The following is a 20,559-nucleotide window of genomic DNA, read 5'->3' as shown; positions in this document are numbered from 1 at the left end:
CGACGCTCGACCCCCATAACGAAGGAGACAGATTCATGAGCAATCGAGCCGACGCGCTGCACAGCGCCGTCAGAAAGATCAAGTGGCACGTGTTGCCGCTTTTCGTGGTGATGTTCATCGTCAATTACATCGACCGCGTGAACATCGGCTTCGTGCGGCAGCATTTGAGCGCGGATCTCGGCATCGGCGCGGCGGCGTACGGTCTCGGCGCGGGGCTTTTCTTCGTCAGCTATGCGGTGTTCGAAGTGCCGTCGAACATGCTGTTGCAGCGCTTCGGCGCGAAAGCGTGGCTCACGCGCATCATGGTGACGTGGGGGCTGGCGGCGGTCGGCTTGGCGTTCGTGCGAGGCGAGACCTCGTTCTACGTGATGCGTCTCGTGCTTGGCGCGGCCGAAGCAGGCTTCTTTCCGGGCGTGGTGTTCTACTTCACGCAATGGCTGCCGCGCGATCAACGTGGCCGCGCGATGGCAATCTTTCTCTCGGGATCGGCGCTCGCCTCCGTGTTTTCAGGGCCGATTTCCGGCGCATTGCTGCTGATCGAAGGTCATGGGCTGCACGGCTGGCAGTGGATGTTCATCATCGAAGGCATGGCGTCGGTGGTGCTCGCGGGCTTCGTGTGGTTCTGGCTCGACTCGAAGCCGCACGACGCGAAGTGGCTCACGCGCGCCGAGCAGGATGCGCTCGTCGGCGAAATCGAAGCGGAGCAGCGCGAGCGCGAAGCGACGCATGTCGCGAGGCCATCGGCGCTGAGCCTGCTGCGCGATCCGCAGATCATCATCTTCTGCCTGATCTACTTTTCGGTGTCGCTGACGATCTACGGCGCGACGTTCTGGCTGCCGAGCATCATCCGCAAGATGGGGCATCTGAACGACTTTCAGGTCGGCCTGTTCAACTCGGTCCCGTGGCTTATTTCCATCGTCGCGATGTACGTGTTCGCGGCGCTGGCGGCGCGCTTCAAGTTTCAACAAGCGTGGGTCGCGTGCGTGTTGCTGATCGCGGCGGCTGGCATGTACGCCGCGGGTACGGGCAGCGCGGTGTTCTCGTTCGTCGCGATCTGCTTCGCGGCAATCGGCTTCAAGGCGGCTTCTTCGTTGTTCTGGCCGATTCCGCAAGGCTATCTCGATGCACGTATCGCCGCGCCAGTGATTGCGCTCATCAACTCGATCGGCAATCTCGGCGGCTTCGTTGCGCCGGCGACGTTCGGCTTCCTCGAACAAAAGACCGGCTCGATCCAGGGCGGGCTGACCGCGCTTGCGGTAGTATCGGTGGCGGCTGCCGTCATCGTGTTCTTCGCGCGCATGACGCCCGCCGTGCGGGGTCATGCGCAGGTCACGCGGCGCGGAACGTGATGCCGGGGCGCGTTATCGCCCCAGTTCCTTCAGATACGCCGCACGCGCCGCATAGCCGGTATTGGCGAAGTCCGTGAACACGCCATCGACGCCGAGGCGGTAGAACTTCAGATACTCCGCCGCCGGATCGCCGTTGTGGTCCGCAGCAAGGTACTTCTTCTCGTTGCGGAACGTGAAGACGTGCACGAAGAGGCCGGCCTTGTGCGCATCGGCGATGACGCTCGTTGCGGGCTGCGTGGTCGCCTGTGCCGTCGAGCCGACGAAGGGCGAGCCATCCGCGTTCGTCGCGGGGAAGGGCGTGATCTTGAGCGGCACGATCTGCGGCTTCCACGGACCGATGCCGTCTGCATAGGTCTTGATCTGCGCGAGACCTTGCGGCGTGAGCATCGCGTCGAACCAGCGCGGATCGCCGGCGACGGTCCAGTCGAACGGACGGCTATCCGTGATCTCGTTGTAGACGACCGCGCCCGTGCGATAGTCGACGTCATAGCCGTCGATCAACTGCACGGCCTTCGTGTTGAGGCCATGTGCGCGCATGTATTGCAGGCTCGACGGCTCGAAGCTCTGCACGAATACGGCGGCGTCGTGCGTGTTCAGGTTGTTGTCGTTGAGGATCTTGATGAGCGCATCTTCGAGCGGATGGCTGCCCGGCGCGCCGCATCCGTTGGCGATGGCCTGTGCGTTGTTCCATGTCGGGTTCTTCGTCTCGGGATAGACGGAGATCGTGCGGCCCGTCGCGGCGCTCTGCGCCTTCGCAATGTCGATGATCTGCTGGAACGTCAGAACGGGATACTTGCCGTTGTATTCCGTCGGCCGCTCGCTGGCGGCATCGTAGGTCGTGCCGCCGATCAACGTGCCGAGTTCGGCGGCCGTGAAGTCCGTGATCGACCAGTCGCCGGTGTGATCCTCGCCATCGACGATCAGCGACTTCAGCACCGACTTCGGATCGTTCGGATCGGTGAGGTCCGTCAGATATTGCGAAGGCCCGGTCTGCGGCGTGGTCTGCCACTTCACGTTGACGAGCACGCCGGGCACCGTGCGTTTTCTCGCGGCAACGGATGCGTTGGTCTTCGCGACATCCGCGATGTTCGTATTGTCCGACAGCCACGGGTTATGGCGCGCGACGAGCACGCAGTCCTTCGACAAGTGCAGGTCTTCTTCGAGCGCATCCGCGCCGTTCGTTGCGGCCAGTTCGTACGACGGCTGCGTTTCTTCGGGGCGCAGGCCCGGCAGACCGCGATGCCCGATGACGAGCGGCATCTTGCCGTCGAGCGTCGAGAAAGCGGCGGGAGCGGGCGCAGCAGGTGTCGTGTTGTTTCCGTCGCCATGACAGGCTGCAAGCGCCAAAGCCAGTGCAGTCAGTGCCAGCGACAACTTCGGTATTGCGGATAGAGAGGGCTTACGATCGCGCTTCATCGGCTTTCCGTGTCCTTATGATGGTCCCCGCGCATATTGCGAGAGCGCGATGACCCTCATATGTCCGGAAGCTCTCAATCGGCTTTCAGTAGCACAAGGGCGTTCGGGACGCTGCTACTCACGCAAGCAGCCGCGCGATGAGATCGGGCGTCGTGCGCACTTCGTACTTTCGCAACAGGCTCGCGCGATGAATGTCGACTGTGCGCGGGCTGATATTCAATTCCTTGCCAATCTCCTTGCTCGTCATGCCGTGCACGAGACAGGCGGCGACATCGCGTTCGCGCTCGGTCAATGTACTCGCGACGTCGGTTTGCTTGACGTTCTCCGACAGATCGGTGAACGTCCACATCGCCAGTTCGAAAGGACGCTTCGGGTTATAGCCGAAGCCGCGCACGGTCACCCAGAAATGCGTTCCGTCGATGCGGCGCATGATGCGATCGTCGCTGAACACGGCGCGCTTCGCGATGAGCGGCCCGAGGCGGCGGCCGGTGGTCGCGAAGTCTTTCTGCTGCGGATAAAGGCGGGAGAACGACTGACCGACTATGTCGTTACGCTCCGCTCTGAACAGTTCGAGGGCCCGCGTGTTGCAGTCGACCATGATTCGCTCGCGCGCCACGATGACCGCCACGGGCAGATGCCTGAAAAGGTCCTCGTAGTCGAGATTGCGCGTCGTATCGGTCGTGGTCGGCATGGGGTCTTTCGCGTACGTAGGCTCCTATGTAGTGTAGCCGGCCTGCGTTCGACTCAGCCGTTCCAGACTTCGCCGAACACGCGCAGCCAGTTTTCGCCCATCACTTTCTTGATGCGCGCTTCGCTCCAGCCCGCGCGCTGCATCGCGGCGGTGAGATTGGGAAACTCGCCGATCGTGCGAATGCCTTCCGGATTCACGACCTTGCCGAAGTCCGTCAGCCGGCGATAACGCCCCTTGTCATGCGTGATCCAGTCGAAAAACTCAGTGCTATAACCTTGGGTGAAGTCTGTGCCGATGCCGACCTTGTCTTCGCCGATCACATCGATCACGTATTCGATCGCTTCGAGATAGTCATCGACATTCGCCTCCGCGCCGCGCTTCAAGAACGGTGCGAACATCGTCACGCCGACGAAGCCGTTGGCATCGGCGATTTCCTTGAGCTGCTCGTCGGTCTTGTTGCGCGGATGTTCCTTGAGTCCCGACGGGCAGCAGTGCGAATACGTAACGGGCTTCTTCGAACACGCGATTGCATCCGATGACGTCTTCGCGCCGACGTGCGAGAGATCCACCAGGATGCCCACGCGGTTCATCTCCTGGATCACTTCGCGGCCATAGCCCGAGAGACCACCATCGGCCTCATAACAGCCGGTGCCGACCAGGTTCTGCGTGTTGTAGCAAAGCTGAACGACATTCACGCCCAGTTCTTTGAACACTTCGATATAGCCGAGGTTGTCCTCGAACGCATACGAGTTCTGGAAGCCGAAGATGATGCCGGTCTTGTTCTCTTTCTTCGCGCGAAGAATGTCGTCCGTGGTGCGTACGAGCGTGAGAATCTCACTGTATTCGCGGATCTGCTGCTTCATTTCCGCGATGTTGTCGATGGTCCTCTGGAAGTCGTCCCAGACCGAAACAGTGCAGTTGACGGCGGTCACGCCGCCTTTGCGCATGTCTTCGAAAACGGAACGCTCGAACTTCGAAATATTCAGTCCGTCGATGATGATGCTGGAGTCGTGAAGCGTGGTCATTGTTCGATGTTCTCCATGAAGGCCGCTCAGACCGTGCGCTTGTATGCGCGCTTGACGCTGGCGGCTTTGTTTCGGCTATCCGTCGCGGCTCCGGCATCTTCCAGCGCGGTTTTCGACGTTTCGAGCAGTGACAGGCCGCCGATCATCGCAAAGATCGATACCGCGATCAGATAGTACGCAGGCGACAGATTCGTCCCAGTGGAAGAGATGAGCCACGTCGCGACGAGCGGCGCGGTGCCGCCGAAGATCGTGTAGGCAAGGTTGTAGGTGATGGCGGACGCGGTGTAGCGCGTCTTCGTCGCGAAGACTTCCGACATGAGCGGCGCAGTCACCACGCCGGAAAGCACTGCGCCGATGGCGAGCAGCGCGACGCCCAACAAGGACTGCGACAACACACCGGAGCCGCCCAGCGAGAATGCCGGATACACCGACGCAATGATGAAGATGCACGTAGTTGCAATCGTCGCGCGGCGGCCGACCAGATCGGAGAACAAGCCGGCGAGCGGGCACAGGGCCGCGGCGAAGAAGAGAGCGAGCACGGTCACGAGCAGCGACGTGCCGCGAGAGAGATGCCCGGCCACTTGCAGATAAGTCGCGAAGTACGTCGTGAACGTATAGAACGACAGCGCCGTCACGGACACGAACGCGCCGAGCTTCAGGATATTCCACGACTGCGAATGCAGGGTTTCCATCAGCGGCGCATGCGCGACTTCGTGCTTCCCTTCGAGCGCCTTGAACGCGGGCGTTTCGTTGAGATTCACACGCAGATAGACGCCGATGAGACCGACCGGCGCCGCGATCAGGAACGGCACGCGCCAGCCCCAGTCGATCATCGCTTGCGACGACAGCGACGACTCCAGCAGATACGCGACCACGGCCGCACAGGCAAAAGACGAGAACGTCGACACCGGGACGAAGCTGCCGAAGAACGCGCGGCGACGGCGCGGCGCATGTTCCATCACGTAAGCGCAAGCGCCCGCATATTCGCCTCCTGCGGAAAACCCTTGCACGCAGCGGATCACCGTCAGCAGCAGCGGGGCCCAGTAACCGATAGTCGCGTATGTCGGAAGCAGGCCGATGAGCGTCGTCGATCCGGCCATTAGAAGAATCGTGAAAGCGAGGGTTCGCTTGCGGCCAATTCGATCGCCTACGATGCCGAAGAACAATCCGCCGAGCGGCCGGAATGCGAATGCGACTGCAAAGACCGCAAATGTCTTCAGCAATCCGACCGTGGGGTCACCGCTCGGAAAGAATTCGCGCGTCAGCATGGTGGCGAGAAATCCGTATGCGGCGAAGTCGAACCATTCGACGAAGTTGCCAATCGAGGCGGCGGCGATGACGCGTCGCAAGGTTCCGGTGTCGACTTCCTGCGTGTGTTGCGCTGGCATGGTGCCTCTCCTCTTCAAGTGTCGGTGCCTTGCGGTGTCCAAACGAGAGTAGAGGTTCAAATTACCTAGGTCCATACGTGCCAATTACCTAGGTAATCAGCGCGGTGCGGGAGGAATGAGCGGCGACGAAGGCGCGTCGATGGACGGCCTTCGGCCACTGCCGATTTCTTGTGTCGAATCGAATGGATTTCATCTCACTCAGAAATCACCCTACAACTCTTTTCATTTCTGTGAGAAATCGGGTCGAGAATCATCGAAGCGATAAAAAGTTGCGATTTAAACGATCCATGTTCGCGACTTATTCGCTCAGCGTGCCCTCTGTATGGCATAGTCGCGACATCGTCATTAAATGGGAGAAAGACAATGGCAACGATTGATAGCCTGAACGCAAGGATTGCGAAGCTGCAGGCACAGGCTGAAGCGCTTAGAAAAAAGCAGTCCGCGGGCGTCATTTCGCGAATTCAGCGACTAATGAAGGAACACGGTTTAACCGTCGATGATATCGGTCAAGGCAATCGAAACGAAACTCGAAGCGCTGAACCTAAAACCGAATCGACTGCTTCCGCGAAATATCGCGACCCGAAAAGCGGCGCTGAATGGAGCGGCCGCGGTCGCGCGCCGGGCTGGATTGCGAACGCAAAGAATCGGAATCGGTTTCTGATCGACGGTAATGCGGCGAGTGCAACGGTAACGTCCAAGAAGGCGTCTGTTGCGGGCGGCAATTATGTGAGAGGCCCGCAGCCGGCGAAGTATCGCGATCCGAAGTCGGGCGCGACGTGGAGCGGCCGAGGCAAGGCGCCGGCCTGGCTGGCCAATGCGAGAGACAGAACCCGCTTTCTGATCGATGCGGCTCAAGCCGGCTCGGACGCGAAGTCGTCGGGCGATAAAGCCGCTACCGGAAGCGCTCGCAAGAAAGCAACGGTGAAGGCTGCTTCGAAAAAGGCATCGGCGAAGAAAGCGTCTGCTTCGGTGAATAAGCCTGTAAGCAAGAAGGCCGCTTCGAAAAAGGCCGCTTCGAAAAAGGCCGCGCCTGCCGCCGCGAAGAATAATGCGGGAGCATCTGGTGCAGACACGTCGGTGCCCGGAGCATCGAATCAGGCTGTCTGATTTTGCCGGGATGATGCGCTTCGCCTGACGAGATCTTCGGCCGATCATTGATCCGGGTTGCCACTACGGATATCCTTGAATCGTTCGTCGTCGTTGAATGCGGGTCAACCCGGAGACAACCGTTTGATGAAGCGCGCTTTCGCTTTCTCCTGCATGATCGCCGTGGGCGCGATCATTTGCGGATGCAATAAGGATGGGTCCCGGAACGCGACTCAGGAATCCGGCGCTTCGGCAACTCAGGCGGCGAGCGCAGCATCTGCTGCATCGAGCGTGCAGGAACGGGGTGCGTTGTCGGCCGTCGCCAAGGCGCAATTGCCGGGCGAAGCAGTGGAAACACTGCGTCTGATCAAGGCGGGCGGCCCCTATCCGTTTGGCGAGGACGGCGTCCTGTTTCGCAACAGCTCGACATTGTTGCCGCAGCATCCTCGCGGCTATTACCATGCCTACACGGTGCGGACGCCCGGTTCGACAGATCGCGGGCAACGGCGCATCGTGTGTGGCGGGCCGCGCAAGCAGACGAGCGACTGCTACTACACCGACGATTATTACGTGACCTTCAAACGTATCGCGGAATGAGTTCGGGCGAAGAAACCGATTCGCTTCTCTGAAAGAGCGCGACTGACAAATCGCATTGCTTCGTCGCTGTGCGTTCTGTTCAGCGAAGTGTCATTTCTCGAACGTTCCGACGAGGCCGCCAGACTATCGCTTCTCACCAGCCATGAAACAACGTCTGCGGATGAATCTCGTGCAGAGAAAACAGCGACTGCGGCGCGCGGGCTGCAATCGCGCTGTGAAAGATGGGCTGGGCGTGGCGGACGACTATAGGTCGAAACTCGTGGCCATCTATTCGCAGCATGAAGCGTTGTTCAAGCGACTGGAGAACGCGAGCGTCGAGCATCGGTAGCGGTCTGCCCACGCGTTTCGTCGACACGCCCTGAACGACGGCACGTCTCTGGTTTACGGCATCTTCGTGTCGAACTTGATGCGCCGGGACTGCCAGTTCTCATCGCCTCGACGCCGCCATCGCGTCCGCACTCAACTTTCTTTTTCATCCGCCGATATTTCATCCAGTGGCCGAAAGGCCGACGAAAGATCGAGACGCACGCGTAATGCGAAGAGGACGGAGCAAATGAGAAGACTGAGTTTCAAGGCGACATTGTGGAGCACCGTCGGGTTCATCTGGGTGAGCCTGATCGTGCTGTCGCTATTGAGCGCGACGATGACCCGCACGATGATGATGCACGACCGCGAACGCGGCCTGGCCGAGCAAGTGCAATCGGCGGTGAGCGTCGTGAATCACTACGTCAAGCAGGCGCAAAGCGGCGCGATGTCGGAAGCCGATGCCAAACAGGCGGCCATCGCCCATTTGCGGCCCATTCGCTACGGTCAAAGCGGCTACATGCTCGTCGTCGATTCGAACATGCTGCAATTGCTGAACCCGATCCGCCCCGAGACCGAAAACAAGATCAACGATCTCGTCGACAAGACGGGCAAGCATTTCACCGCCGAAATCGTCAAGCACGGACTCGACGGCACGCACCTCACGAGCTATCTCTATCCGAAGCCGGGCGAAACCGAAGCGCTTCCGAAAAGCGCTTACGGTGAATACGTCCGCGCATGGGACTGGCACGTCTATACCGGCGCTTATGTCGATGACATCGATCGCGAGTTCGGCGTGCGGCTCTTCGAGATGCTTGGAATCGTCGGCGTCGTCGGTGTATTGCTGACAGTGGCGATCGGCTGGATCATCCGTAACGTGCTGAGAAAACTGGGCGGCGATCCGCAAGACGTCGCCGAGGCATGCGAACGTATCGCAGCGGGCAACCTGACCGAACCGGTTCATGTTCCCGCCGGTTACGAGAAGAGCCTGATGGCGTCCGTGCGGGCGATGCAGGATCGCCTGCTCGACGCGATCGGCGCGGTCACGTCATCGGCGAAGGCCATTGCGAACGCGACCAATGAAATCGCCGCCGGCAACACGGACCTGTCCGCGCGCACGGAAGAGCAGGCCGCTTCGCTGCAAGAGACGGCGGCGAGCATGGAAGAACTGACTGGCACCGTGAAGCAGAACGCCGACAACGCGCGTCAGGCAAGCGGCCTCGCCGATAACGCAAGCGCGGTGGCGAACGAGGGCGCGGCCATCGTCGGCCAGGTGGTGGATACGATGGCGGGCATCCAGGAAAGCTCCGGCAGGATCGCGGATATCATCGGCATCATCGAAGGCATTGCTTTCCAGACCAACATTCTCGCGCTCAATGCAGCGGTGGAAGCCGCGCGGGCAGGCGAACAGGGCCGCGGCTTCGCCGTCGTGGCAAGCGAAGTGCGCAGCCTCGCACAGCGCTCGTCGAGCGCGGCGAAAGAGATCAAGGCGCTGATCGACACATCGGGCGATCGCGTCGGCGCGGGCACGGAACTGGTCGCGAAGGCGGGCGATACGATGCGCGGCGTGCAGTCCGCGATCCAGCGCGTGACCGATATCATGGGTGAGATCGCGTCGGCATCGCATGAGCAGAGCCGGGGCATCGAGCAGGTGAATCAGGCGATCACGCAGATGGACGAGGTGACGCAGCAGAACGCCGCGCTCGTCGAACAGGCCGCAGCAGCAGCCGGCTCTCTCGACGATCAGGCGAAACAGCTTCGTCAGGCGGTCGCGATTTTCCGAACGAGCCGGGACAGTGCAGGCGTTGCGTCTGTTATCGAAAGCCAGCCCCGGCCAGTGACGATCAAACGCACGCAAAGCCGCACCGCGCCCGCAGCGCCGAAACGCGAGCCGGTGAAAGCCGCACCTACGGCGATGGCGACCGCGTCGTCGGACAAGGACTGGGAGACTTTCTAAAAACCGCCCGCGTCCGCGAGCGAGTGACTGCTGTGATAGTCTGGTCTGCCGCGCTGCATAGACAGCGAGTGAGTTCGATGCAGTAGCCCGAACCGCGCTCATTCGCTGACGCCGTGTGTTCTCCTGAGGCGAGACATGAAGTACCTATCGCGCATCGCAGTCATGCTTGTGCTTATCGCATCCAGCCTGCGTGCGGACGCGCAGAACATGCGTCTCACGGATGCGCAAAGGGTCGGCATCTTCATCGTCGCCAATCAGGCGGAAGTCGTGGCGGGCGAGCTTGCGTTGCGTAGAACGCAGTCGCGAAGCGTGCAGAATTACGCGCGGCGAGTGATTGCCGAACATGACAGCATGAACCGTCAGGTGGCCGCCATGTTGCAGCAGCTTGGCGAACAGGCCCGGCCCAGCGCGATGAGTGAGTCGCTATCGCGGCAGGTACGCGATGACCTCGCCGTGCTCGATGATGTGCAAGGCCGTGACTTCGACCTTGCGTATCTGGAACATGAAATCGCGTGGCATCAGCGGTCGATCGCGGCGGTTGATGACTTCGTCCGCACGACGACGAGTGCGGACGTCAAGGCGCTGATGGCTGCGTCGCGGCCAGCCTGCATACTGCATCTCGATCAGGCGCAGCGGCTGGATTGGGCGTTGCGTCGATGAGGCAAGGCTTGCCCACGCGCGAGCCGCTTTTATTCCGCTGGCGCCACCGACGCGCCTTCGATTCCGTGCCGTTTCAGCGCATCGGCGACGAACCCCGACGCCTTCACGTCTTCCACGAATGCACGCAGTAAATCCGCTGCTGCTTCGCCACGGCTCTTGGGCGTGCCCATCGCTTGCCGGATGACCATGAAGCGCTCGCCGAGCAGCCGCAATCCGGTTGTGCGCGCAGCATCGGATTCCAGCTGCTGACGCACGCCCGCCGCCACATCCAGCCCTTGCTCGATGAACGTCTGCACGACCGCCTGCGATGTCGGCGCGCGCACGATCTCCGCGTGCTTCAGCTCGCGCGTCAGAAAGAGATCGTAGGCGCTGCCTTTACCGACCGTCACGCGCACGCCTTCGCGGTCCACGTCCTCATTGCGCCGGATGCTCGACTCGTCGCGCACGAGATAGCAGCCTTCGATCAGCACATACGGCGCCGTGAACGCGATGCTTGCGCCGCGCAACGGATCGATCGCGAAGAAGCCGATATCCGCCTGTTCGTTCGCGACCGCTTCGACCGATTTGCTGGCGGTATCGAAGACGACGAGTTCCATATCGACGCCGAGCCGCCGTGCGAACTCACGCGCGAGATCGATCGATACGCCGAACGGCTCACCCGTTTGGGCTCGCTTGTTCGCGAGAATCGGATTGCCGAGATTGATGGATGCCCGCAATTTGCCTTCAGGCGCAATCTTCCAAACGACGTCTTGATCGATATGCATGATGGTGTCGGTAATGGCTCAGGGTTTGGAAACCGGGAATGTGGATGCTGCATCGATCGATAAGACAGCAGCCGGGGTACGCGGTTCACGCGCTTGACTGAATCCACGAGAGATCCTCATTCATTCCGATTTGAAAGGACGGCGAGCTTCAATGACGTCGCGAGCAACGGGACGTATCAGTTTAAGCCCACGCTTCTCCGTGCAACGACTCGCGGCCGGAACTGCCGCGCGTGATGATGTTCGCGGGCGACAAAGCCGCGTTCAAGAAGTCGGGCAAACGAAAGTCCGATGAACGAATGCGCGTCGAACGGTGCGCCTTTTTCACTGATGCCGCCCGATGTTCTATCCTCTGTCATAGGAGCCGTCGAGTCCGAAACACGGAGGTGAGTGATGGCCTGCACTCAGCATGGCGCTGGCGGCGCGCTGCGTACCGTGAAGAATCTTCCGTGCCCGCCCGGTCTGCCCGTGCTCGGCAATCTCTTTCAACTGGCGCCGCCGAAGCTGCATCTGACGCTCGAGCATTGGGCGAAGCGTTACGGGTCGCCTTACCGCGTGCAGCTCGGCACGCTGCCGATCACCGTGTGGACGCAGGCGGACCTGTTCCAGACCGTGATGCGCGAGCGGCCTCATGTCTATCGACGCATCGCGCCGATGGAATCCGTGCTCGCGGAACTCGGCGGCAATGGCGTGTTTTCCGCTGAAGGCGCGGCATGGGCGCCGCAGCGCCGGCTCGTGATGCACGCGCTGTCTCCATCGAACATCAAGTCGTTCTTCCCGGCGCTGGCCGCCATCACCGAGCGCTTTCTCGTCCGGCTGCGCGAGGCCGCGAACGCACACAGAACGCTCGAAATGACCGACGAGCTGAAACGCTACACGGTCGATGTGACGAGCACGCTCGCATTCGGTGAGGACCCGCATACGCTGGAACGGGATCGCGGCGTCATTCAGGAACACCTCGCGCTGATACCGCCTGCACTGATGCGGCGCGTCTCGGCGCTCTTTCCGTATTGGCGTTACTTCAGCCTTCCACGGGACAGGCGTCTTGCGCGCGCCATGGCAAGCGTGCACGAGTATGTCGATACGATGATCGAGCGAGCGCGCAGGCGCTTGTCCGCATGTCCCGGCGCGCCGCCCGGCAACCTGCTGGAAGCGATGCTGCTGGCCCATGACGACGACGGTTCCGCCGTCACCGACGAGCAAATCGCGGCCAACGTCCTGACCTTGCTCGTCGCGGGCGAGGATACGACAGCGAACGCCATCGCGTGGGCGCTGATGTACATCGCTACCGATCCGCACTTGCAGCGTCGCGTGTTCGACGAATCGTTCGATACGCTCGGCCCTCGCAGCGTATGCCCGGACTTCGACGCACTGAAGCGGCTTGATCTGTGTGAAGCGGTGTGCAGCGAAGCGCTGCGCCTGCGCCCAGTCGCCGCGATCCAGACGTTCGAGCCGCTAACGGAGGTGAACGTCGGCGGCGTGCTCTTGCCGCCGGGCACGCGCATGTTCTACCTCACGCGGCCTTGCATGCTCGACCCAAAAAACTTCGCGCAGCCCGACGAGTTTCTTCCCGATCGTTGGCTGCAACATCGAACAGCAGCAAGCACACCGCACGAACAAAAGGCTTACCTCTCGTTCGGTGCGGGTCCGCGCGTGTGTCCGGGGCGCTATCTGGCCGCCGTGGAAATGCGCCTCGTCATATCGATGATGACAAGGCACTTCGATATCGAACTCGCCACCGATCCCGCGACCATCAAGGAAGTATCGGCGTTCACGATGGTGCCGGACCGGATGCCGCTCACGCTCGCAGCGCGGTCATAACGCAACGTCGATCTGCGCCCGCAGTCGAGACGTTCATTAGCGCCACGCGGATTCGCGGATCACGGAGCAGAAGTTTCGCGCCTTAAATAGAGGCTCCTTGTCCGCGATGACATCGGCTTTCACGTTGCCGAAAGTCGTATCAGGCTTGTGTTTGATGCCGTCATAGAAGGCCTTAATGATGTCCTCCTTGAAATGCGCCGTGCGAGGGTGAGCGCCGACGACTGCGTTGCGTTCGGCGTCGCTGTATTGCGGATACGTGAGACCGAGCACATCCATCTCGACACCGGCCGTCACGAGGGCGATCACCGGATGCATATGCTCGGGCACGCCTGGCGTCGTATGCAGCGCGATGGATGTCCACACGAGGTCGATATCCTGAGTGCTGATTCCCCGTTGCTTCAGAAAGTCTCGCGCGGCGTTGGCGCCGTCCACTTCGAATCGCTGGTTCGTGCTGCTGTGCGACGGCATGAGGCCGATATCGTGGAACATCGCGCCGGCATAGAGCAATTCGGCGTCGAACGTAAGGCCGCGATGCTGTCCGGCCAGTGCGCCGAAGTAATACACGCGGCTCGAATGATTGAAGAGAAGTTCGGTCTCCGTGTCGCGAATGAATTCCGTGATTTCGCGGGCCAGCTTGCTGTCGGGAATGGCAATGCCACTGACGCTTGCGCTCATGACGTTCTCCGGGAAAGGGTGAAAGCTCATTCTCGGACGTGATACGCTTGGCAACAACAGGCGGGAACCGTCGATTCCTGCCATTTCGCGCGGCTTTCGGACCTGGAGTGAATCGGCGTGGCTAAAACGATTGCGATGCTGGCGATGCCCGGCGTGCAAATGCTCGACGTGTGCGGACCGCTAGATGTATTCGCGCAGGCGAATGTCGAAGCGGGCCGCATCGAATACGAACTGAAGATCGTCGGGACCAGGGCGGGCCAGTTGAAAAGCTCGTCCGGCGCCCGCCTGCTGCCTGACGAGATAGCAGGCGACGCCTTCAGTTCCGCTCATACCTTGCTCGTCGCGGGCGCGCCGCATGCATCGACGATGACGTTACCGAGCGCGTTGCGCACGTGGCTCAGAACCATGTCGAAGCGCTGCCGGCGCTTCGGCTCGGTATGTACCGGAGCCTTCATTCTCGCGGAGGCCGGCTTGCTGGAGGGACGGCGTATCACGACTCACTGGTCGTGCGTGGAAGAGTTATCGAGCCGGTATCCCGGCATCAGCGTCGAGCCTGACGCGTTGTATGTGCGGGACGGAAAAGTGCGAACCGCGGCCGGCGTGACGGCCGGACTCGATCTTGCGCTGGCGCTCGTCGAAGAAGATCTGGGACGCGAGGTCGCGATGCGTGTCGCCAGCCAGCTCGTCATGTTCTTCAAGCGTCCGGGCGGCCAGATGCAGTTCAGCCGTCAGGGACACGCGCAGCCAGCGGGCCGCTCGGTGTTGCAGGACGTGCAGCGCCTCGTCGCCGCGCGCCCCGATCTGGACCATAGCGTCGCGAGTCTCGCCGCGCGTGCGCGTTTGAGCCCACGGCACTTTGCGCGCCTGTTTCAGGCGGAAGTGGGCGTGACGCCGGCCGCATGGGTCGAGGCGGCTCGCGTTGCGGCGGCGCGTGGCTTGATCGAGACGAGCGGCGATACGCCGAAACAGGTCGCCGCCAAGTGCGGATTTTCTAACGCCGATGTGTTGCGGCGGAGCTTCCTCAAGCATGTCGGGGTGACGCCTTCGGAATATCGAAAGCGCTTTGCGACGCGTGTCTGAGGCGCTATGAAATCGGCAGCGATGTATCGCGTTTGATTTCGCGCAACGACAGCATGGACTCGACGGCGGTTACACCGGGCAAGGTTCGTAAGACGTCGCGCATGAAAACGCCGTATTCGTCGAGATCGCGCACGACAATCTGCAAGAGGTAATCCGCCGTCCCCGACACGTTATGGCAGGACACGATGCGCTCGATGCCCTGTACTTCGCGCTCGAAGCGGTCGGACAGTGCACGATCGTGGACGCTGAAGCGCACCTGCGCGAAAGCGACGACGCCGAGATCCAGCCGCCTGCGCACAAGCAGCGCGCGATAACCCTCGATGTACCCATCGCTCTCGAGGCGCTTCAGGCGTCGCGCACAGGGCGTCTCGCTGAGGCCGACGCGCTCGGCGAGCTTGGCAATCGGGAGCCGTCCGTCCTTCTGAAGCGCCGCCAGAATGGCGCGGTCGATGCGGTCCAATTCAAGCATCGGTTTCCTCCATACAATCCCGCAACGTTAGCGGAAAGCGCTTCGATCTGCACGGCAGGGCCCGCGTTTCGACGGAAAACCTCGCTAAACGAGTGGCACCATGATCGCAAATGAAGGAGGAATCGATCATGGTCTCAATTCACGTACTCGGGCTTTTTATCGGCGCGCTCGCCGTCGTGTATGCGCTTCCCGGACCCGATATGGCGCTCGTATTACAGGCCAGCGCTGGGCGAGGGTTCAGACAAGGCGTTGCCGTGGCCGGCGGTCTTGCGACGGCCCGCGCCGGGCATGTCACGCTTTCGGCATTGGGCGTGGCGGCGCTGTTGCGCAGCGCGCCCTGGCTCTATAACGGCGTGCGTATCGCGGGGGGTCTTTATCTGGCCTATGTCGCCGTGCAGATTCTTCGTGCGCCCGCTTTCGGCATGGAGGTGCGAGCACGCGAAGGCGCCGGGCCGTCGCTTTCTAACGCCTATGCAAAAGGCGTCTTGGGCAATTTGCTGAACCCCAAAGCGCTTTTGTTCTGTTCGGTGCTTCTGCCGCAGTTCGTGGACCCCGCCGCCGGCGCGGTGTGGTCGCAGGTGATGGAGCTTGGCGTCGTGCTCGTTGTCGTCGGCGCGGCCTTCGACCTGACGCTTGCTGCCGGCGCGACGCGCCTCTCACGCTGGCTCACGCGTCACCCTCGCATGCAGCAAGTTCAGCGTTGGACGTTTAGCGCGACCCTGCTTGCGTTCGCCGCGCGCCTGTCGCTCGATTGAATCTTCTTGCGGCGTGTCCATGATCTGAAGAATTTGCCTGTAGTAGGGTATACGTAGGGTCTTAATTACCGCATTATTTTCGTAAAATCCAGGTAAAACATTCCAACATATCTGAGAGAACGCGGTAATGGAAAGCGATTACGAAGTACTCTACAAGGGCTGCACGCTGTCGCCACTCGCTGTTGAGGACGGCCCGTTTTACACGGCGATGCTCATCATGCGCACCGCCGATGGCGAAATGCGCGCGAGCGGCGCGCTTGGCCAGTTTGCATGCGCGTTATCTGCAAGACGTTACGCGCTTGCATATGGCATGGCGGACGTCGACCACCGCGAACCGCCGCTCCCGGACTGGCCGCCGGTTCAGGCCAAAGCGGTAAAGGCTACCCATCGCGCAAGGGTTTGATCCCGCAGCGCGAGCAAGGCGTCCGCGTTACGGCGCGACCGCGTCGGCCACCTCGCTGCTCCAGTACGCGGGAAGCGCCTTGTATGGGTTCGGCAGCGTCAACGAAGTGACGTACACGCTTCCGGCACCATGCGTTTTTGCATACGTCACCACGCGCGGCAATTGCGCGGCGCTCACGTTATAGACGATATGCACGAACCGGCTCTTCGGATAAGCCGCCTGCCATCCCATCGTCTGATAGTTCGCATAGCTCCTCGCATTGCTTTCGAACACGACGAATTGATCGGCAGTCGGCAAGCTCGCATAAAGCTCGGGGATATTCGTACCCGGATTTCCGATGACCGTATAAGTCGGCTTCAGCCCCTTGATGTAGTTGTAGACCGACTGATAAAACTGGATGTGGGAGGCCTGGTTGTCCGCCGTCATTTCGTCGATGAAGAATCCGTCGACCGCATATAGCGCGATATATCTATTGATGTCAGCCACGACCGCGGAAAGCGATCGCTTCGTGTAAGACGTCGATACATAGCCGATTACCTTGCCGCCCGCCGCTCGCAATCGTGCGATGGCGGCCGTGTAGTTTGCATCGGCGGTGACGCCCGGACCGCTGTTGGGATTCAGAATCGCCGTGGTCGGTATCTTGCGCGCCGTTGCCGTGAGCGCGTCCCAGTTCGCAACGTTTTTCGCTGCATCGAAATAGGCAGGCACGACCAACGTAACCGGCGCGCTCGCCGTACTCGCCGTCGTGCCCGCGAGCGCAACGCCGCTGAACGCGATCGACGACACCACTATGCTTGCCTTGATGAATTTCATTCGTCCTCCTTACGCCCGTCGTCGGAATCGTGTCGATTGGCCCGCCTTAGTGCGACGGGCAACTTTGTTATGCGTCGCTAGATTGCTCCCGCTTCGCCCGACGTATTAACGGCGTCGTGGTGCCGGTTCTTTAGTGCATCGGGCAATCATTGGCGTCCGTTTTATGCGCCGATTGCCCGATACGCCCTCGCGAAACAGCCTTCATCGGCGCGAGCAAGCGTCGCGCGCGCTCGACTTCCTCTCCGAGTTGCTCGATCAGCCATCGCGCGACATGCCGCGTGCCGTCCGACGGATTCGACGAACGATATTCGAGCACGTAATGGCAGCCCGTTTCAATGTAGCGGTCCCATGCGGGAATCACCTTGCCCTCGTTGAGCGGCGCGGCGATGGCCAGCAGCCAGCCGAGCACGACGCCTTGGCCGAGCATCGCGCATTGCACGGCGAGACCGGGGTCCGTGTGATGCACCGCTTCACCGATGCCTTTGTCCGAAAGCCCCGTCGCGCGATGAAAGTCCGCCCATGAATGCGTGGTCACATCGAGATGAATATAGGCATGACCTTCATGCGACTTCGGCGCATCGAGCGGTCCGGATTCAGCGATATAGTTGGGACTGCAAACAGGAACGATGATCTCGGGGCAAAGACACGAAGGATCGCTTTCGGAGCCGGGACCGTGCAGCCGGATTCCGAGGTCCGCATCTTCGAGCGGTCCGTACAGGCGGCCCGGCATGACCTGCAGACGCAGATTGATCGACGGAAAGCGCTTGCGAAAGTCCGCATAACGGGGCAGAAGCCATAAGGCAGCGAAACCGCTTGCGAGCGATAGCGTGACGATCTCGCCGCGCGCATGATCGCGCTTGAGTTGGTCGATGGTGTCGCCGATCTGACCGAAGCCGGATGCAACCGCACGTTGCAGCGTTGCGCCGCGATCCGTCAGGGTAAGCCCTAGCTTCGTGCGTTCGAAGAGCTTGAAGTCCAGCGCGTCTTCAAGACGCGCCACCATGCGGCTCACCGCGACGGGCGTCACGTTGAGTTCGCCGGCCGCCTTGGTGAAGCTCAAAAGCCGCGCGGAGGTTTCGAATACGAGCAGTGCCTGAAGCGAAGGAAGTCGCAGACTCATACAACACCATGTTATGGGGCATGCATCGATTTGTAATTTGACGGCAGATATTGGTCTTCTTACCTTGAGTCCGACGCTCAACTCATCTGGCAGGCCATGACACCCCACACCGATCACCGCGCCGCCGCACCCGCATCGTCGGACCCGTTGCTTCAGCCATTCACCCTCAGGCATCTCGTCCTCAAGAACCGTGTCATGAGCACGAGCCACGCAAGCCGCCTGACGCGCGATGAATTCCCGCAAGAGGTCTATCAACGTTATCACGAGGAAAAAGCGAAAGGGGGGCTTGCGCTGACGATGTTCGGCGGTTCGTCCAACGTCAGCATCGACAGTCCCAACACCTTCCAGCAGATCAACGTATCGACCGATGCCGTCGTGCCGCATCTGCGGCGCTTTGCCGATCGCATTCACACGCATGGCGCGGCGCTGATGTGCCAGATCACGCATCTGGGACGGCGCGGCGATGCGTATACGGAGCCGTGGCTGCCGATGATCGCGCCGTCGGCGGTGCGCGAAACGCTGCATCGCGCGATACCGCAGGCCATGCACGACGCCGACATCAAGCGCGTGATCCGCGACTTCGGCCTCGCGGCGAAGCGTTGCCGCGATGGCGGCCTCGATGGCATTGAAACGCATGCGGGCGGGCATCTCATCGGGCAGTTCATGGACCCGACCGTGAACCTGCGCACTGACAAATATGGCGGTTCGACGGCCAATCGCGTGCGCTTTGCGATTGAAGTCCATGAAGAGATACGCAAGCAGACGGGTGACGATTTCATCGTTGGCTTTCGCTTTGCGCTCGAAGACGGATGCAGCTTCGAAGAAGGGCTCGAGATGTCGCGCATCTTGCAGCGCACCGCGCTATTCGATTTCTTCAACGTCACGTTCGGGCGCATGGACACGAAGATGTCGCTCGCGGTGAATTCCATGCCGGGCATGTTCGTGCCGTCCGCGCCGTGGCTGCCGAAAGCTGCAGCATTCAAGCGCGCAGTCGATTTGCCCGTGTTCCACGCGGCCAAGATCGCGGATCTCGCCACCGCGCGCTATGCGATCCGCGAAGGGCTGCTCGACATGGTCGGCATGACGCGCGCGCATATCGCGGAGCCGCATCTCGTGAAGCTCGTCGAAGCGGGCAAGGAAGACGAAGCGCGGCCTTGCGTCGGCGCATCGTTCTGCCGCAATTTCCGCGCGACCTGCATCCATAACCCGGCGACATCACGCGAGACGTATCTCACGCATGACATTGCACAGGCGGCGCACAAGAAGCGGGTGCTGATCGTCGGCGCGGGACCGGCGGGTCTCGAAGCGGCGCGCATCAGCGCAAAACGTGGCCATGACGTGACCGTGCTCGAAGCCAATTCGACGGCGGGCGGACAGATGCTGCTCGCGGCGACGGGAAGCTGGCGGCGCGATCTCATCGGCATCGTGGACTGGCGGGTGTCGCAACTGGAACAACTCGGCGTCGAGGTGCGCTACAACCACTATGCCGAACTGAGCGACGTGCTCAGTCACGGCGCGGATGCCGTCATCATCGCGACGGGCGGCCTGCCCGACCTCGATGCGTTGCCGGGCGGCGAACTCTGCAAGTCGGTGTTCGACGCACTGACGGAAACGCCGCCGCGCGCCGGCAGCGTGCTCGTGTATGACGGCACGGGCCGGCACAACGCCTATCTGTGCGCCGAGCGTTATGTCGATGCGGGCCTCGACGTGTCGCTTGCTTTGATCGACAGCACGCCCGCGCAGGAAACGGGCGGACGCGGCGACGATCAGGCATGGATGCGCCACATCGCGCGCTGGGACGTGCCGGTGCGGACCAATGTCGAACTGATCGAAGTCAGCGCGTCTGCGAGCGGCAAGCGGCGCGCGATGTTCCGCCATCATCTGACGGACGAACTGGTCGAAGTGGAAGCGGACCATGTGGTTGTCGAGCGCGGCATGCTGGCCGTCGAAGACCTGTTCGAAGCCGCGCGCATGTATTCGGTCAACGACGGCTACACCGATCTCGAAGCCTTCGCGACAGCCAGGCCGCAGCCCGCTGCACAGGAAGGCGAGGCAGGGCAGTTCCATCTGTACCGCATTGGCGATGCAAGCGCGTCGCGCGACATCCATACGGCCATCTACGACGCGTACCGGCTTTGCCTCGCGCTCTGACGGACCGACCCTTCCATCCGCATGACGACATCACCGAGC

General features: G+C 61.3%; 19 protein-coding genes. 10 read left to right on the top strand and 9 right to left on the bottom strand.

What is annotated here, in order from left to right:
* Positions 1-35 precede the first annotated feature (35 nt).
* Entirely contained in the window at positions 36-1,349 is a 1,314-nt protein-coding gene (locus LDZ21_RS24115) for an MFS transporter (RefSeq protein ID WP_244797165.1), read from the top strand.
* A 12-nt stretch (positions 1,350-1,361) separates the two neighbouring features.
* Here the strand turns inward: LDZ21_RS24115 and LDZ21_RS24110 are convergent, their stop codons facing one another.
* From LDZ21_RS24110 to LDZ21_RS24095, 4 genes are all read right to left on the bottom strand, one after another.
* Positions 1,362-2,765, bottom strand: coding sequence for a glycerophosphodiester phosphodiesterase family protein (locus LDZ21_RS24110; protein WP_244797164.1), 1,404 nt, complete (start codon positions 2,763-2,765; stop codon positions 1,362-1,364).
* Positions 2,766-2,883: 118 nt separating this feature from the next.
* Positions 2,884-3,456, bottom strand: coding sequence for a PAS and helix-turn-helix domain-containing protein (locus tag LDZ21_RS24105; RefSeq protein WP_244797163.1), 573 nt, complete (start codon positions 3,454-3,456; stop codon positions 2,884-2,886).
* Between the two features lie 53 nt (positions 3,457-3,509).
* Positions 3,510-4,481 (bottom strand): dipeptidase, encoded by a 972-nt coding sequence (locus LDZ21_RS24100; RefSeq protein ID WP_244797162.1) that lies wholly within the window; start codon positions 4,479-4,481, stop codon positions 3,510-3,512.
* Between the two features lie 26 nt (positions 4,482-4,507).
* Positions 4,508-5,869 carry an MFS transporter gene (locus tag LDZ21_RS24095; protein ID WP_244797161.1) on the bottom strand — a complete coding sequence of 454 codons (1,362 nt, stop codon included), beginning with the start codon at positions 5,867-5,869 and terminating at the stop codon, positions 4,508-4,510.
* Between the two features lie 363 nt (positions 5,870-6,232).
* Here LDZ21_RS24095 and LDZ21_RS24090 point away from each other — a divergent pair, with 363 nt between their 5' ends.
* From LDZ21_RS24090 to LDZ21_RS24075, 4 genes are all read left to right on the top strand, one after another.
* A complete protein-coding gene (locus LDZ21_RS24090) occupies positions 6,233-6,976 on the top strand; it encodes an H-NS family nucleoid-associated regulatory protein (RefSeq protein WP_244797160.1) in 744 nt (247 codons plus the stop codon).
* A gap of 126 nt (positions 6,977-7,102) precedes the next feature.
* Positions 7,103-7,552, top strand: coding sequence for a ribonuclease (locus tag LDZ21_RS24085; RefSeq protein ID WP_244797159.1), 450 nt, complete (start codon positions 7,103-7,105; stop codon positions 7,550-7,552).
* Between the two features lie 553 nt (positions 7,553-8,105).
* The gene (locus LDZ21_RS24080) at positions 8,106-9,812 is read left to right on the top strand and encodes a methyl-accepting chemotaxis protein (protein ID WP_244797158.1); all 1,707 of its coding nucleotides are present in this window, start codon (positions 8,106-8,108) and stop codon (positions 9,810-9,812) included.
* 135 nt (positions 9,813-9,947) lie between these two features.
* The gene (locus tag LDZ21_RS24075; protein ID WP_244797157.1) at positions 9,948-10,472 is read left to right on the top strand and encodes a DUF4142 domain-containing protein; all 525 of its coding nucleotides are present in this window, start codon (positions 9,948-9,950) and stop codon (positions 10,470-10,472) included.
* A gap of 29 nt (positions 10,473-10,501) precedes the next feature.
* Here LDZ21_RS24075 and LDZ21_RS24070 read toward each other — a convergent pair whose 3' ends face one another.
* Positions 10,502-11,236: an ABC transporter substrate-binding protein gene (locus LDZ21_RS24070; protein ID WP_244797156.1), complete on the bottom strand. Its 735-nt coding sequence runs from the start codon at positions 11,234-11,236 to the stop codon at positions 10,502-10,504.
* Between the two features lie 390 nt (positions 11,237-11,626).
* On the opposite strand from LDZ21_RS24070, the gene LDZ21_RS24065 reads away from it, so the two are divergent.
* A complete protein-coding gene (locus LDZ21_RS24065) occupies positions 11,627-13,054 on the top strand; it encodes a cytochrome P450 (protein ID WP_244797155.1) in 1,428 nt (475 codons plus the stop codon).
* Between the two features lie 36 nt (positions 13,055-13,090).
* Here the strand turns inward: LDZ21_RS24065 and LDZ21_RS24060 are convergent, their stop codons facing one another.
* Positions 13,091-13,729 (bottom strand): HD domain-containing protein, encoded by a 639-nt coding sequence (locus LDZ21_RS24060; protein WP_244797154.1) that lies wholly within the window; start codon positions 13,727-13,729, stop codon positions 13,091-13,093.
* Positions 13,730-13,846: 117 nt separating this feature from the next.
* On the opposite strand from LDZ21_RS24060, the gene LDZ21_RS24055 reads away from it, so the two are divergent.
* A complete protein-coding gene (locus tag LDZ21_RS24055; RefSeq protein ID WP_244797153.1) occupies positions 13,847-14,809 on the top strand; it encodes a GlxA family transcriptional regulator in 963 nt (320 codons plus the stop codon).
* 4 nt (positions 14,810-14,813) lie between these two features.
* Here the strand turns inward: LDZ21_RS24055 and LDZ21_RS24050 are convergent, their stop codons facing one another.
* A complete protein-coding gene (locus tag LDZ21_RS24050; protein WP_244797152.1) occupies positions 14,814-15,278 on the bottom strand; it encodes an Lrp/AsnC family transcriptional regulator in 465 nt (154 codons plus the stop codon).
* 128 nt (positions 15,279-15,406) lie between these two features.
* Here LDZ21_RS24050 and LDZ21_RS24045 point away from each other — a divergent pair, with 128 nt between their 5' ends.
* Both LDZ21_RS24045 and LDZ21_RS24040 read left to right on the top strand, forming a co-directional pair.
* Positions 15,407-16,033 (top strand): LysE family translocator, encoded by a 627-nt coding sequence (locus LDZ21_RS24045; RefSeq protein ID WP_244797151.1) that lies wholly within the window; start codon positions 15,407-15,409, stop codon positions 16,031-16,033.
* Positions 16,034-16,160: 127 nt separating this feature from the next.
* Complete coding sequence (locus tag LDZ21_RS24040) at positions 16,161-16,436, top strand: hypothetical protein (protein ID WP_244797150.1); 276 nt, start codon at positions 16,161-16,163, stop codon at positions 16,434-16,436.
* 27 nt (positions 16,437-16,463) lie between these two features.
* Here the strand turns inward: LDZ21_RS24040 and LDZ21_RS24035 are convergent, their stop codons facing one another.
* Entirely contained in the window at positions 16,464-17,249 is a 786-nt protein-coding gene (locus LDZ21_RS24035) for a spherulation-specific family 4 protein (protein ID WP_244797149.1), read from the bottom strand.
* A 130-nt stretch (positions 17,250-17,379) separates the two neighbouring features.
* A complete protein-coding gene (locus tag LDZ21_RS24030) occupies positions 17,380-18,369 on the bottom strand; it encodes a LysR family transcriptional regulator (RefSeq protein ID WP_244797148.1) in 990 nt (329 codons plus the stop codon).
* 96 nt (positions 18,370-18,465) lie between these two features.
* On the opposite strand from LDZ21_RS24030, the gene LDZ21_RS24025 reads away from it, so the two are divergent.
* Positions 18,466-20,520 carry a multifunctional alkene reductase/demethylase OYE gene (locus LDZ21_RS24025; protein ID WP_280519445.1) on the top strand — a complete coding sequence of 685 codons (2,055 nt, stop codon included), beginning with the start codon at positions 18,466-18,468 and terminating at the stop codon, positions 20,518-20,520.
* The last annotated feature ends 39 nt before the right edge of the window (positions 20,521-20,559 follow it).

Source organism: Caballeronia grimmiae (assembly GCF_022879615.1).
GTDB lineage: Bacteria > Pseudomonadota > Gammaproteobacteria > Burkholderiales > Burkholderiaceae > Caballeronia > Caballeronia grimmiae.
The sequence above is the reverse complement of the archived record's forward strand: the minus strand, read 5'-3'. Positions and strand labels throughout refer to the sequence as shown.